At 62.8% G+C, this 14,615-nt stretch carries 11 protein-coding genes; 2 read left to right on the top strand and 9 right to left on the bottom strand.

Annotated elements, in window-relative coordinates:
- Positions 1 to 1,473, bottom strand: a 1,473-nt coding sequence (gene guaA / locus VII69_14030) for a glutamine-hydrolyzing GMP synthase (GenBank protein HEY5096227.1), incomplete at its 3' end; no start/stop codon positions are given.
- 327 nt (positions 1,474 to 1,800) lie between these two features.
- On the opposite strand from guaA, the gene VII69_14025 reads away from it, so the two are divergent.
- Complete coding sequence (locus tag VII69_14025) at positions 1,801 to 3,276, top strand: glycosyltransferase family 39 protein (protein HEY5096226.1); 1,476 nt, start codon at positions 1,801 to 1,803, stop codon at positions 3,274 to 3,276.
- 107 nt (positions 3,277 to 3,383) lie between these two features.
- Here the strand turns inward: VII69_14025 and VII69_14020 are convergent, their stop codons facing one another.
- The 3 genes from VII69_14020 to VII69_14010 are packed head-to-tail and all read right to left on the bottom strand — an operon-like array spanning position 3,384 to position 6,151.
- On the bottom strand, positions 3,384 to 4,517 hold the full coding sequence (locus VII69_14020; protein ID HEY5096225.1) for a DUF1297 domain-containing protein: 1,134 nt from the start codon (positions 4,515 to 4,517) through the stop codon (positions 3,384 to 3,386).
- Positions 4,514 to 5,635: a formate--phosphoribosylaminoimidazolecarboxamide ligase gene (locus VII69_14015; protein ID HEY5096224.1), complete on the bottom strand. Its 1,122-nt coding sequence runs from the start codon at positions 5,633 to 5,635 to the stop codon at positions 4,514 to 4,516. The genes VII69_14020 and VII69_14015 overlap by 4 nt, the downstream gene beginning before the upstream one ends.
- A gap of 3 nt (positions 5,636 to 5,638) precedes the next feature.
- Positions 5,639 to 6,151: a hypothetical protein gene (locus tag VII69_14010; protein ID HEY5096223.1), complete on the bottom strand. Its 513-nt coding sequence runs from the start codon at positions 6,149 to 6,151 to the stop codon at positions 5,639 to 5,641.
- An 87-nt stretch (positions 6,152 to 6,238) separates the two neighbouring features.
- On the opposite strand from VII69_14010, the gene VII69_14005 reads away from it, so the two are divergent.
- Positions 6,239 to 7,111 carry a GNAT family N-acetyltransferase gene (locus tag VII69_14005; protein ID HEY5096222.1) on the top strand — a complete coding sequence of 291 codons (873 nt, stop codon included), beginning with the start codon at positions 6,239 to 6,241 and terminating at the stop codon, positions 7,109 to 7,111.
- Here the strand turns inward: VII69_14005 and VII69_14000 are convergent.
- The 5 genes from VII69_14000 to purB all read right to left on the bottom strand — a co-directional run bounded on the left by VII69_14000 (position 7,098) and on the right by purB (position 14,458).
- A complete protein-coding gene (locus VII69_14000; GenBank protein HEY5096221.1) occupies positions 7,098 to 8,585 on the bottom strand; it encodes a hypothetical protein in 1,488 nt (495 codons plus the stop codon). The two genes, VII69_14005 and VII69_14000, sit on opposite strands and share 14 nt — an antisense overlap.
- A 76-nt stretch (positions 8,586 to 8,661) precedes the next feature.
- Positions 8,662 to 9,417 carry a phosphoribosylformylglycinamidine synthase I gene (purQ, locus tag VII69_13995; protein ID HEY5096220.1) on the bottom strand — a complete coding sequence of 252 codons (756 nt, stop codon included), beginning with the start codon at positions 9,415 to 9,417 and terminating at the stop codon, positions 8,662 to 8,664.
- Between the two features lies 1 nt (position 9,418).
- Positions 9,419 to 11,794, bottom strand: coding sequence for a phosphoribosylformylglycinamidine synthase subunit PurL (purL, locus tag VII69_13990; protein ID HEY5096219.1), 2,376 nt, complete (start codon positions 11,792 to 11,794; stop codon positions 9,419 to 9,421).
- A gap of 4 nt (positions 11,795 to 11,798) precedes the next feature.
- Positions 11,799 to 13,070 (bottom strand): phosphoribosylaminoimidazolesuccinocarboxamide synthase, encoded by a 1,272-nt coding sequence (locus VII69_13985; protein ID HEY5096218.1) that lies wholly within the window; start codon positions 13,068 to 13,070, stop codon positions 11,799 to 11,801.
- Positions 13,067 to 14,458, bottom strand: a complete 1,392-nt coding sequence (gene purB / locus VII69_13980; GenBank protein HEY5096217.1) for an adenylosuccinate lyase — start codon at positions 14,456 to 14,458, stop codon at positions 13,067 to 13,069. Before purB ends, VII69_13985 begins: the two co-directional genes overlap by 4 nt.
- Between the last annotated feature and the right edge of the window lie 157 nt (positions 14,459 to 14,615).

Genomic DNA, 14,615 nt, shown 5'->3' with positions numbered 1-14,615 from the left:
CGCTTCGTAGGGCAACCGCGCCCAGTCGGCGGTCATCCCGTCGTCGCTCGTGACCGCACGAATGGCGACCATGTTTTCGTACGTCCGGCCGTCACCCATCACGCCCACGCTCTGAAGCGGCGTGAGCACGGCGAAGTATTGCCACGGTTCGGGTGCACCCGCAGCCGCGATCTCTTCCCGCGCGATCGCATCGGCGCGGCGCAGTATGGCAAGCCGACCTTCCGTGATCGCCCCGATCACGCGCACCGCAAGTCCGGGCCCCGGGAACGGCTGCCTCGCGACGATCGGCTCGGGAAGCCCGAGTTCGCGTCCGAGTGCGCGCACTTCATCCTTGAACAACAAGCGAAGCGGCTCGATGAGGCGCAGCGCCATGTGTTCGGGCAGACCGCCGACGTTGTGATGCGTTTTGATCTTCGCGCCACTCTTGCTCTGCGGCGTCTTGCTCTCGATGACGTCGGGATAGAGCGTGCCTTGCACGAGGAAATCGACGCCCGGAATGGCTTTCGCGTGCTCGTCGAAGACCGCGATGAACTCGCGGCCGATGATCTTGCGTTTTTCTTCCGGATCGCTGACGCCGGCGAGCGCGTCGAGGAACCGTTGCCGTGCGTCAACGGCGACGAGATTGAGGTGCAAGACGTCGCGGAATGCGGCGATCACCTCTTCCGCTTCGCGCTCTCGCAGAAAACCGTGGTCGACGAACACGCAGGTGAGCTTGTCGCCGATCGCGCGGGCGACAAGTGTGGCCGCGACCGCGCTGTCGACGCCGCCGGAGAGGGCGCAAATGACTTTTGCGTCGCCGACCGTGGTGCGGATCTCGGCGACCGCACGATCGACGAACGACGCCATCTCCCAGCGATTGCGCAATCCGGAAACGCCGCGCAGGAAATTCTCGAGGACGACGCGGCCGGCGTCGGTATGCATGACTTCGGGGTGGAATTGAACGCCGTAAAGCTTCCGAGCCGGATCTCCGGCCGCCGCGAGCGTACAATTCGCAGTGGATGCGAGCGGCACGAAGCCCGCTGGCAGTGCCGTCACCGTATCGGTATGGTTCATCCAGGCCTGCGAACGCTGCGGCACGCCCGCGAAAAGCTTGGAATCTGCCCCGACGACCAGCTCCGCCTTGCCGTATTCGCTCGTGGCGCCGGGCGTGACGACGCCGCCGCAGGCGCGTACGAGCTCTTGCATGCCGTAGCAAATGCCGAGAATGGGCTTCCCGCTGGCAAGCACTTCGTCGGCGACGTGGGGCGCATCAGCCGCAACGCAGGACTCGGGACCGCCGGTCAGGATGAACGCCGCCGGATTCCGCCGCGCTATTTCAGACCACGGCGCATCGAATGGAAGTATCTCCGAATAGACGTTCGCTTCACGAACTCGCCGCGCGATCAACTGCGCATATTGGGCGCCAAAATCCAGGATGACGACGGTTTCGAGAGCCTGGTCGGTACGCTTTTCGACAGCCGCAGATTGCTGCATGTCCGATTGATTCCGGCGCTTCGCGTGACGCGCCTGCCTTGACGTCCGCGGTTCGGCGATGTATACTACGCGTGTACGTACCAGAGTGAAGATGCACTCGCAGTGCCCCCGGAATTTTTGCCGGGGGCACTCTGTTTTTCCGTAGCGGGTGAACCGTACTAGGGCAAGCATCGCTTGCCCAGTCGCATCGTCCGTACTAGGGTGAGCATCGCTCACCCAAAAACGGGGCAAGCGGGGCCGACCATAAAAGTCGGACCCTACAACAAGGCAGCCGTCTAGAAAGGCGACCGCGAATTGACATCATCTGCTCGACGCTTACCGCTGGGCATGGCGCTGGCAACGTTCCTCGTGCACGTCGCCGGCAATCCGCACTATGGTTTTTTTCGAGACGAGTTGTATTTCATCATATGTGGCAGGCATCCAGCCTGGGGCTACGTGGATCAGCCGCCCATCGCACCGCTTTTGGCTGCGGCCACTCAAGTGTTTGGGCCCTCTCTTCTCCTTGAGCGAGCCATACCTGCGTTATTCGCTGCCGGCGCCGTCTACGCGACTTGTCTTTTGGTGGCGGAATTCGGCGGCGCAGCCTTCGCGCAGATCTTAGCCAGTTTGGCGGTATTCTTCGCGCCTGTCTTGATGAACTTCGGGATGAAGATCTCGACCGACACCATCGGTCTCTTGCTGTGGCCGCTCGCGGCGCTCTATCTCGTGCGCATCGTCAAGGGCGGCGACGAGAAATGGTGGCTCGGCGTCGGCGCCATCGTGGGGCTGGGGCTGGAAAGCAAGTACAGCATCCTGTACTTCGCGCTCGCGTTGATAGCGGCAGTTCTTTGCACACCGGATCGACGCGTGCTTTGGTCAAAATGGTTCGCGGCCGGCATAATCCTCGCGGTGCTCATCAGCCTGCCAAATTTTGTCTGGCAAGCCACTCACGGATTCCCAATAGTTGAGCTATTGCGCAACGGCCAAAACGGGAAAAATATTGTCGTAGGGCCCGCAGAATTCGTCACGCAGCAATTTCTCATCACGAATGTCTTCTTGAGCATCATTTGGCTACTCGGTTTGGCCTATCTGCTGATGACGCCGTCTATTCGATTCTTGGGGATTGCTTATCTCATCTTAATCGCGGCGATGATCGCTTCACATGCAAAACATTACTACCCGGCGGACATTTACCCAATCCTTTTCGCGGCGGGCGCCGTGTGGATCGAGAAAATGACGACCAAGCGGACGTGGGTCCGCGCGTTTGTCGTGGCGGCAAGCGTCGTCGCCGGACTTGTCTTCGCACCGTTCGCTATGCCCATTCTCACCGAAAGCGAGTTTGTGCCTTATTCGAATGCCGTTTTCTCCGCACTTCATGTCAACAAGGCTAGCGTCGCAACCGAAAATCAGAAGTTCGGCGCGCTGCCTCAAGACTGGGCTGACATGCATGGGTGGCCTGAACTTGCTCAGAAGGTCGCATCGGTCTATGACGGATTGCCGGCGGCCGATCGCTTGCAAGCATTCGCCTTCACGCAAAACTATGGCGAAGCCGCTGCGATCCAGTTTTTTGCGCCGCGTGTACCTGTCCTCAGCGGTCACAATCAATATTGGGTGTGGGGTGCTCGCGGTTTCAGCGGCAACGTCGTGCTTGACGTGGGCGGCGACTGTGGCGCTTCTGCGCATCTCTTCAGAAGCTCCGTGCACGCGGCGACCTTTTCTGCGCCGTACGTGATGCCGTACGAAGACAATCTGCCCATCATGATCTGTCGTGGGATCAAAGTGCCGCTCGCGACGCTTTGGCCAACGCTCAAGCACTACGAGTGATTTGCTGTGCGGGGCAAGCGATGCTTGCCCTAGTACTAGAGTGAGCAACGCTCACCCAATGGGCAAGCGATGCTTGCCCTAGTACAGTTGCCTCGTGCAAAAAACCGTTACGTGCAGATGTCGGCGAGGCGGCCGGCGGCGCGAGCCATTGCGAGTTCGCGGGCGATACGCTCCCCGACGGAGATCTCTTTGCCCCAACGATAGGCCGAGTACGGCGTGAACTTCGTGCCCGGCGAGCCCGGAATTCGCAGACTGACGTCGTAGACCGTGAACGACTTCGGCGGCCCGGCAGCGATGACGCATTGCAGTGCGAAGGGCCCGATGATGCCGGGCGGGCGAGTCGCGCGCGCGGCTTCCACGAACCGCTCGCCCATGTCGAACGCTTGCTCTAACATCGATTCGGTGATCGTGGCGGCGATGTGGCCCGCCTCTTCCATCGACGCGGTCAATCCGGCGGGAAGAGTGGATTGCTCGGCAGCGAGCAGCGCGCGCAGACCATCGATATTGGTCTGGCGACGGGTGTCCGTGCCCAACAACTCGAGTTCGCCGAGGATCGGCGACCAGAAAAAGTTCAAGTTGATCGTGGGTCCAAGCACGTACTCTTCAAGGACGGCGCCCGCCAATCCGTGCTCGGTCACGATGCCGGCGGTCAACAATTCCGACGCGCGCCGGCGATATTGCTCCGCCGATGACACCACGAAAAACGCGCGCTCGAACGACACCGTAGCGTGCGGCGCCTTGACGAGCGTCAATCCATCGATGGCGTCCGGCGATGCGATGCGCCGCGGAAAACGCAGACCGGCGCGCTCCAGCAGTGCGTACTGATTGTCGGGCTCGTCTCGCTCCTCTGCGCGCAGCAACGACCGCGAGCCGAACATGGGCGCAGAGAACATGTGCTCGATCTCATCGTACGTGTGACGCTGCCTGGCGTACACCTCGAACGAGCGGTTCGGCACGAAGATCGCATTGCGGCTAACGAGTTGACTTTGGACTTCCGGTTTCAAGACATCGGCGAAGTGATCGACCAGCAGCGTTTCGTCGACACATCCCGAGCCGTCGCTTCGCGTCGCGTAATATTTGGCATATGTTCGCTCGCGGCCGCGCGCGGTCACCACGAGGTTGCGCAAGCGTTCGTTGCGCGCTCCAAGGCAGACGTCCAGCGCGGAATGCGAGCCGATGCAGGCCAGAGTCAGGTTTGCGGAATCGTATCCTTCGAGCACCAAGTGTCCGACGGACTTCAATTCGCCGGCACGCCCGGACCCGGAATGGCGACCGCCGGATTGTCGAGCGTGGGAAGATCGAACGCGAGCCGTCCCGATTGATCGAGCACCATTTCAAGACTATCGGTGAACAAGGCGTTTTTGATCTCGCGCGCGATGCGCCGGCCGGTGGACATGGGCTCGTCGTAGTTCAGATACGAATACGGCGATCCGTCGATGAAGAGATTCGTGCCTGCTACGATGCGCGCCGAGATCTCCATCAAGTAAAACTCGGCGTCGGACGTGACGATGGTCTCGAGGCAGAACGCGCCGAACAGACCGCGATCCGGACAGATCTCGCGGCTCACCCTGACCACCGCTTCTCCCATATGGAACGCTTCGGCCAACAGCGACTCGCGCAACGAGATGGGTTGGTTGCCGATCACGACGTACGATGGATGGATATCCCAGCCTTCTTGATCGGCCGATGGAATGCGCCCGAGCGAATCGACGTTGGACTCATAGCGCCGGTCCATGGACATGATCTCGAGCTTGCCGGTGAGCGGCGAATAGAAATAATGGATATACACCGGAACGCCGATGATGTATTCCTGCATGATGAACTGCTGCTCGACGAGGTGCGAGGCGCGAGCGTTGAAATCTTCGGCGTTCTTGACGAACAGATAACCTTTTCCGCCGTGTGCACCGTAGAGCTTGACGATGATCGGACGATCGATCTCGCTCGAGCGCGTGAACTGGCGCGGCATTCTCAGACCGGCGCGAAGTAGCCAGTCGCGTTGGCGAAGCCGATCCGCTTCCCAATCCAATACGGCTTTATTGCCGAAGTACGGCGTCTTCATGGCCTTGTGTTCGGCCATTGAGAGATAGGCGACGAACGAGCCGTGCGGAACGAGCACGACCTTGCGTTTGTTCAGTTCGGCTTCGAGCTTTGGAAATTCGCTGTACGACGGAATGACGATGACTTCGTCGACGAACTGGAAGCTCGAGTACAGACGCTCGTTCTGCGGCGTGACGACCGCGAGCGTGTGGAAGCCTTCGTCTTTGGCGCCCTTGAGTATCTGCAGGGCAGAATGACTGCCCAATGTGGCGATGGTGAAAAGCTGCGGGATATGGTGAGATTGACCGGATTTCCGACTCATGGCTTACCTTTCCACGGAAGCGACGGTCTCCCCCGCGGCCGCGCGGTGCGGCCGTGCGCGAATCGTCGCTATCTGCGAAAAGGGGTTGCATAACAGCGTCCGGCACGCCCACTCCACCCGGTCTTTCGACGCAGGCCGATCTTTCTCGTACAAACGCCATGCCGTCGACCGTTCGACCTGTCTCAGTCCGCGCACGCCGAACCGCTCGGCGAGCACTCGAGCGAGGCGAGTCGTGTCGTCGTCGCGGTCTGCGACGATCGCCTCCCACTCCTCACCCGGCGCGTCGGTTCCGGCGTCGTATGACAAACGGTGTTTATTCGGATTGAACACGACCTCGGCGTGCATGAAGGAGCGCGCGACATCTTCTGGCCGATCGTCGTCGGCAAGCGTGAGCCGGTAGATCTCGGACCGCTCGACCCGGTCCAACGATTCGTAGCCGAGATGCTTCAACGCGACAAGTACCGTGTACGCAGTATTGTCCGTGATGGAAAGGTCTACCGCGGCTTCGAATATCATCTCGGCACTTCGTTTTCGCCCGGCACGTAGGCGACCTTTTTCACGCGTGCTGACGGGTTCGCTCGGATTGAGCGAGAACGACCGCGCATGACCGACTCCGTGTCGTACCACCTGCTCTCGACGTGTCCTGTCGACGACGCCGTCGGCGCGTGGAACGACGGTTTTGCCGGCTACTTCTCCGACATGACCACCACGCCGGACGTCTTCGAACGACGAATGCGGCAAGACGGAATCGTGGCGGAGGCGTCGATCCTCGCATACGCGGGCGACAGACCGGTCGGCATAGCGCTGAACGCCATCGCCGACGTCCATGGAATCCGGCAAGCGTGGAACGGCGGCACGGCCGTCGCCGAAGATTTCAGAGGCAAGGGCGTTGCGCGTGAATTGCTTCGCCGCTCCATCGAGCTGTATGCGGAGCATCGCGTCGGTCTCGCGACGCTTGAGGCGCGGTCGGAGAATGCGCGCGCCATCGCGTTGTATTTGAAGTTCGGCTACCGTCGCAATGGCGAACTATACGGGTTGGCCGCGCACCGGCCGCGGCTCGACGCGTTCGGGGATGGCGCGGAAGTTGAATTCGTCGCGCCCGAGCGGTTGACGAGCGTGCCCTTCTACCAAAAAAACGCGCAGTGGTCCACTTTATGGCCCAATGCCCGCGGTGCGACGGCGATCATCGTCGCGCAACGCGGCGCGCCGTTTGCGTATGTGCTGTTCCGAAGGAGTCAGGATAAGAAGTCGGGCGAACCGGTCATCCGCATTCTCCAAGCCGCTTGCGCAGACGACGGCCCTGCGTTGCGCGCGGCGCTCGGCGCCCTCTTCGCGCATCACCGCGATGTATCGGACTATCTCGCCTACAATATTCCCGGCTCGAACCGGCGGGGTCTGGAAGTTCTCCGCGAAGCCGGCTTCGAAGCGGTCTGGGATCAGGTCTGGATGATCCGCGAATTCCTCACTGCACGATGAGGACGGTGCGCATCGACGTCGGGTCGTCGTAGTGGAAAAAACATCCGATCATATAGAATCCGGGTGACCCGGTCTCGTATATCGCGGAGAACTTGCCGGGCAGCAGCGGCCCCGTCGACCACGAAGCGTTGCTGATCACGGTGCCCGCGGGCGCTTTCACTTCCGAACCGTCGAACGTCGAAGGCCACGGAGCGCTTTTCTTCTTGGCATCGCCGAGGAAGCTGGCGGTGTGAGAGATGCCCGACGCCGGAAGCTCCATATTCTTGAAACGCACGGGTTCGGCGGCGGTCAACGTCACCACTTGCGATGTCAACGAGTTGCCCGTGAAGTAACCGAAGACCGGTCCGTACTTAGGATTCACAAACGAGGCCTCGTTCGTGATGCGAAGCTGGACGGTCGCCATCGTGTCTTCGATCACGCCGACGTAGCCGCCGTAGACCGCCCCGTACCAAAGCCCGCCGTCGGAGCCTGTCGTGACGTTTGCCGGATACGCATCGCCATGCGGGCACCCCTTTGGAATGCACACGCTGCCGATGAACTTCTTTTGCGCGATCTTGAATTCTTGAAGCACGCCGCTCGGCGATGCGATCCAAAGATTGCCGTCCGGACCTGTGCCGAGTTCGTACGGCAATTCGGCGCCGAGATTGTCGAATTCGGAGACGATCCCGCCGGTGGTCACTTGCGCGATCTTAAACGTGGCGGATTCTGCCACCCATAGATTGCCGTCCGATCCCAACACGATGCCACGCGGAGACGCCGACGACGATTTGAGATCGTATTCCGTCACCGCGCCCGCGATCGTGATCTTGCCGACCCGGCTCAGATTCTTTTCGGTGAACCAAAGGTCGCCATCCGCCGGCGGACCGGGCGTGATGTCGAACGGAAACGCGCCGAGGTGGATGCCGCCGAACGTCGAGATGACCCCGGCCGGCGTGATAGTCCCGATGTCGTTGTTGCCGCTGTCCACAAACCACATGTTGCCGTCGGGCCCGAGGGCGATGCCCTGCAATTGCGAGCTTGCCGCGTTCGGCACTGGATACTCGGAGATCGCTCCCGACGTCGTGATCTTGCCGATCGAAGCGGGCGCTAGTCCACCGGTGGGTGTGACTTCAGTGAACCATAGCGTTCCGTTCTGACCGGCAGCGATCTCCACGCCTTCGTTGCCGCTTGGGATCGCGGACTCCGTCAGGTTCCCAAAGGGATCCACACGACCGATCTTCGCGGCGTTGAATTCCGTGAACCATATCGCGCCGTCGGAGCCGAGCGCCACAAAGCCGGCCTGCGCACCGTGCGTCGGCAATGGATATTGGTAGATCGGCGACGACGTGAACTGCGCGAATCCGTCCTGAATGGACGGCGGGGCACCGTTCGTGCCTGCGGCGGTCGGCAATCCCGGCAACGCAGACGAACCGCCGTGGCCGCCGCAGCCGGCCAGTAGAAGCACACAGATAAAGAGCGCGACGGAGTTTTTCATGACCTAAAGTATTCGCCTTCGGACCGTGGCGGACCCGGGGGGCGTCCGGTCCAAATCGAGTGCTTTCGTCCCGGTATCAGGCGCCCGCCGTCTTCAGGCCCTCGCGCAACGACGCAGCCATGCATTGAAAGATCGCGTGGGCACCGGCTGGACGGTTCGGGTCGCCGCCGCGATCGGCCGCATTCAGGTACCCGACGTTGAACGCCCATGCAAGACGCTCCGGGTGCGGCATGAGTGCAAGGACGTTGCCTGCGACATTGCACATCCCCGCGGCGCGATGCATCGCGCCATTGAACGAGTCGTCCGCATACTTGAGGACGATCTGACCGCGCGCCTCAAGTTCCTCGAACGTGGCAGCCGCTCCGCAAAACCGTCCTTCGCCGTGCGCCGCCGCCATTTTCATGACGAAACCCGGGGCGAGGCCGCGCGTGAATGCACAGAGGTCGGGACGTTCGCCGACCACCACATCGACGGTGCGGGATTGGAAATGCCGGGCCGGCAGATTCCGCGCGATCGCCACCTCACCCAATAATCCGGCTTCTGCGACGACCTGCGCGCCATTGCACAATCCGAGCACGAGCTTGCCGCGCTCCGCCTCTTGCGCGATCACCGTCACGACCGGGCTTTTCGCTGCGATGGCTCCAGCGCGAACGCGATCCTCGTGGGCGAAGCCGCCAGGCAACACGAACGCGTCGAAGTTCGTCAACAGCGTGGGTGGCTCACTCCAATGGAACAGCCGCGCGTCCATGCCGGCGTCACGGCATGCATCGACGGTCTCTACTTCCGAGTTCGTGCCGGGAAAGACGACGACTGCCACTCGCGGCGCGCTCACGTCAAGCATACAGTTCTTTGAGCGGCGTTGACCACGCTTGTGCGGCAAGCGACAGCACCACGTCGCACAGACCCTCCACGATGAGCGCATTCCCTCCGGTCGACCCGATCGCAATCGGCCGAGCGCCGGACGCGGTGCAGGCAGCTTCGAACGCGCCGATCCGATCGACCGACACCTCCACCACAAAGCCGCCAGCTTCGCCGAAAAGAGCGCCCGCCAAATCGATGTCTGGCGCCCAGATGGGCGCGGCATTTATGTGCGCGCCGATCGAACCCGCGGCGTCGCCGCCCATGCACATCTCCGCGACGCACGCGAGCAATCCACCGTCGGAGATGTCGTGGGCGGCTGTGATCGTTCCGCTGCGCACCCCTTTGACGACGGCGAGAATGGACGCATTCGCTTCGGTATAATCGATGGCGGGCAGCTCGGCGTTATGGAATGGGCCGACCGCCGCGATCACCGAGCCGCCCAGATTCACCTGTCGCGCTCCGAAAAGGAAGAGGCGGTTCCCCGCAGCCGTGAGTTGCATGGTGACCACGCGCCCGACGTCTTCGACGCGGCCGATGCACGCTACGATCGCCGACGGCGCGATGGCCCGTCCTCTCGACGACTCATTGTAGAGCGAGACGTTCCCGCTGACGAACGGCAAAGGTTCGCCGGGCGCGCCGAGATGCAGCGCATTCGCAGCCTCAGCCAGCCCATCGATGCCTTCGGAGAGTTGCGCGAACGCGACGGGATCTTCGGGATTGCCGTAGTTGAGGCAGTCGGTGAGGCCGATCGGGAGCGCACCGACCGCCGCCACGTTGCGCGCCGATTCTACCACCGCATGAGCGGCGGCGAGGTGCGCATCGATCGCGCCGTAGCGCGGATTGCCGTCCACCGACAGCGCGATGCCCGCGCGACCGCCGCGGCGGATCACGATGACGCCTGCGTCGGCGTATCCCGAAGGGATCACCGTCGCGCCGCGCACCACCGTGTCGTAGTGCTCGATGAGCGGTCTGCGGCTGCAGACATCGGGATGTGCGAGAATCGCGAGCAACGTTCTGCCAACGTCAAGCGTATTCTCCGGCCGGTCTTGCCCGGCCGGAGCGGCGTCGCGGATCGCTTTCGGGTGCGCGCGGTCGACGGCATCTGCACCGGCTCGATCGATGTGGACCGGACCGGTCAAGACGTCGATCGGCAGATCGATGATCGCTTCACCGCCCGCAGAGACGACGTAGCGCTTGTCTTCAGTGACCCGGCCGATGACCGCCGCACGGGCGCCCGATGCCACCTCGGGCAGTGTGTAACCCTCATTATAAATGGAGAGCACCGTGGGCGTGAATTCGTGCGGCACCGCCCAGAGCATTCGCTCTTGCGTTTCGGCGCACGCCACGACAAACGGCGGCAAGCCGTCCACGGCTTGCGGCACCGCTTCGATCTCGATCCGCGCGCCGAATCCACCGGCGCCGCAGAGCTCGCTCGAACTTCCCATGATGCCGCCGGCGCCGAGATCTTTGAACCCCGCGGCGACGCCGGCTGCAAAGACCGCGTCGACCACCGCGGCCGTCGCGCGCATGATGACGTTCTTGAGAAATGGATCGGGGACTTGCACGGCGCTCTTGTTCGACTGCGCCTCTGCCGCGTCGAGCACGACGGACGCGAACGCGGCGCCGCCGAAACCGGACCCGTCGGTGGCTTTGCCGACGAGCACAAGATCGTAGTCGGCGCCTCCGGGCGGAACGCGGCTGTGCAAAATGCGGTCCGTCCGCACGAGACCCAGCGCGACGACATTGACGAGGCAATTATCGGTGAACGATTCGTGGAAGTAGACATCGCCCGCGATGTTCGGCACGCCCACCGCGTTGCCGTAGCCTGCGATGCCGTCCACCGCGCCGGCTGCCACGTACGCGGCGTGCGAGCCGGGGTCGGGTGGCCCGAATCGCAGGGGATCGGCGCTTGCTACGACTTCGGCGCCCATGCAGAGGACGTCTCGAATAATGCCGCCGATTCCAGTGGCGGCTCCTTCGAACGGAACCACTTGGGACGGATGATTGTGGCTTTCGTGCGCGACCACGACGCCGTACTCCACGCCGTTCACGTCGCCGGCGCGCAGGATGCCGGCGTCTTCCCCGACCGGAACGATGACGTCGCGGCTCTTCGTGGGCAGTTTACGAAGGAGCGCGCGGCTGCTCTTGTATGAACAATGCTCGCTCCACTGGATCGAAAACGCATGCGCTTCCGCGCGCGATGGATCCCGTCCGATGCGCTCGCGGATTTGCCTGAGCTCGCGCGGCGTGAGCGCTAGAGATTCGCGGCGCGCGAGCCGCTCGAGATCGGCGTCCGATCCTTCGCACGATAGGGATTCCGATGCGAACGTCAATGCGCGCTCGCTCACGAGCTTACGCCTTGCCGTTGGAACCGGAGGGCGCGTTGAGGCGCGCATCGCCCTCCATGACCTGCAGGCGGTTGCGCCACTGCGTGACGAGCACGCGGCCGTAGAGGACGGTGTCGTCGACGGCGAGGATCTTCGCCGCCGCGAGCGCGGCATTCTCCGGCTCGAGCACGAGGACGCTGCCGATGCCCGACGGGAGATGCAGGCTCGACAGAATGTCCATGCCGCCGAACGAAGTGCCGACCGGCGGGCATGCGATGACTGGGTTTGCCGTGGCGGCGTCGACGAATGCGGACAGCGCGTTGCTTCGGCCGGCTATCGTGACATAGACCACTCGGCCGAGCATATTGTCGAGCTGCTGCACGCGCTGCAATGCAAAGGTGGGCGTCTTGTGCGCGGATGCCACGTGCTTGCGCGAGGGCACGCCTAGATTGGCGAGCGCCTTAGCGACGCGTTCGGCGTGCGCGGAATCGGATGCGGATCCCATGATGATGCCGACGAAGCCGCCGGTGCTCTTTTGAAACGTGCCGACCATCTCGGCGACCGCTTCGTACTTAGACTTCACGACGCCGAGGTCGTCGGACGTCGGAGCCGCCATGTTCCGGTAGATCTGTTTGTCGAGCATCCGCGATTGGTCGCCGCCCGGCCAGATCCGCCACGAGTCGTTGTCGATGACGTCGGCCAACAGGATCTCCACAGCGCCGTCGTCGGTGGTGGCGCGGCCAAATTCCACTTTCAGATCTGCGAGCAGCACATCTTGGCGGCGCCAAGCGTGTGCGAGCACGTCGAAGACGAGGCGAGCGAGATCGGTCATCTGCGCGAGTTCGGCTGTGGTGGCGATGCCGGCGTCGATGATCTGCTCGGCTGTGAACTGCGGATCGTGGTTGGCGTCGTCTTTGAAGAAGTACTCGACCAGGCGCGGCGCGAGCACGGCGCCTGCTTTGACGCCCGGATTTCTCTTGAGGTAGGAGCCGGCGGCGACGCCGCGCACCACGACCTCGATAGGAATCATGTCGCAGCGGCGCACCAGCACCTCATTGAGGTCTTCATCTTCCCCGCCGCCGAGGAAGTGAGTGGGGATGGCGCAGGCGTTGAGCAAGCGGTAGATCCGCGCCGTGGTGATGGCGGCGAGGCGGCCTTTGCCTTCGATGACGTGGCGCTTCGCGCCGTCTCCGGCCGAAATTTGGTCTTGTTGAACCACCACAAGCGCATCGGGTCGATCCGGATGCTCGAAAAGCACTTTGGTCTTGCCGCGGCCGACTTCCGCCCCTTTGTTCATACGTTCTCCAGGTCACGCAGCGATTGCGCGAACGCACGCGCGCGCCGGGACGCCGATCCGGTGTGTGCGCGTGGGTCCATCAGTGCGGCGAGTTCTTCCGGGTTGACGTATCGCGCGACCTGCGCGTCTTTCGACAAAAGCGACTCGAGCGGATTTGGTTGGCCTTGCGCCAATGCGTCGTACGCCTTCATCGATGCGTCGCGCAGCGACTCGTGGAGGACTTGACGATCGCCGCCGCGTTTGGCAGCGGCCATCAGAACCGCCTCGGTGCCGGAGAACGGGCCGAACGCCGCCAGGTTTTGCGCGATCCGGCGCTCGTCGACGCGAAGACCTCGCAGCACGCGCAGCGCGAGCTGCACGATTTCATCGGCCGCAAGAAACGCTTCCGGCAACACGGTGCGCCGGTTCGCGGAATCATCGAGCGTGCGTTCGAGAAGGTTGTCGGCGGCGTTTTGCCAGGCAGTCTGGGCGTTTGCACTCACGAGCCGCGCAAGCGAGCAGATGCGCTCGCATAGGATTGGATTTCGTTTGAAAGGCATCGCGGACGAGCCGACCTGCTTCTTGCCGAACGGCTCACCCAGCTCTCCGAACGGGCTGGACGCGAGTACGCGGATGTCGAAGGCGAATTTTGCGCACGATGCGGCGAGGCCGGCAAGTGCGGAAAGCACGGTGAAGTCCAGTTTGCGCGGATAGGTCTGGCCGGTCACGTCGACGGCGGTCAAACCAAGTTCGGCAAGGACCTCGTGCTCGATCTGTTCGGGCGTGACGCCGGTGCCCGCGAGTAGGACTTCGTAGGAGGCCGACGTTCCGACGGCCCCGCGCAGGCCCTTTGCCGGCAGCCATACCGCGAGCCGGCGCAAGTCGTCGTAGTCGAAGCGGACGTCTTGCGCCCACAGGCTCATGCGCAAGCCAAGCGTCGTGGGTTCGGCAGCCTGAAGGTGCGTGTACGCCATGCACGGCAGATCGGCGAACTCCAGGATGCGCTGCGCGAAAAGCGCGAGCAATTCACGGACGCTGCCTGCCAGGAGCGCGAGTCCGGTGCGCAGCCGCGCCGTCTCGACGTTGTCCTCGACATCCATCGACGTGGCGCCTAAATGGATCTTCCCGCCGCCGACCGCAGCCTGCGAGGCGTACACGCGCACTTCCGCCATGAGGTCGTGCCCGATCTCAGCTTCGATCTTGTGGGCTGCGTCGATGTCGACGGCATCGACGAATCGGCGGAGATCATCGATCTCCGCTTGCGTGACGAGTCCGGCCTTTGCTTGGGCTTGCGCGAGCGCCAACCAGAGGCGCCGCCACATCTTACGCTTGGTCTCTTCCGAGAATAACTCGCGCATGGCCGGACGGCCGTAGCGCCAAGAAAAAGGCGAAGCGTACGAGGAGGTCACTGGACCGCCGATTTCGCGAACGCCTGCGCAGCGCCCTTCGAAGCGATCCGCTGTTAGGAGGGCAAGCGTCGCTTGTCCTGATGGGCGAGCGTTGCTCACCCTAGTACTAGGGCAAGCGTCGCTTGTCCTGATGGGTGAGCGTTGCTCACCCTAGTAC

The organism is Candidatus Eremiobacteraceae bacterium (assembly GCA_036511855.1).
Lineage (GTDB): Bacteria > Vulcanimicrobiota > Vulcanimicrobiia > Eremiobacterales > Eremiobacteraceae > JABCYQ01.
Note: the sequence above shows the minus strand (reverse complement) of the source record. Positions and strands in the feature narration are given on the sequence as shown.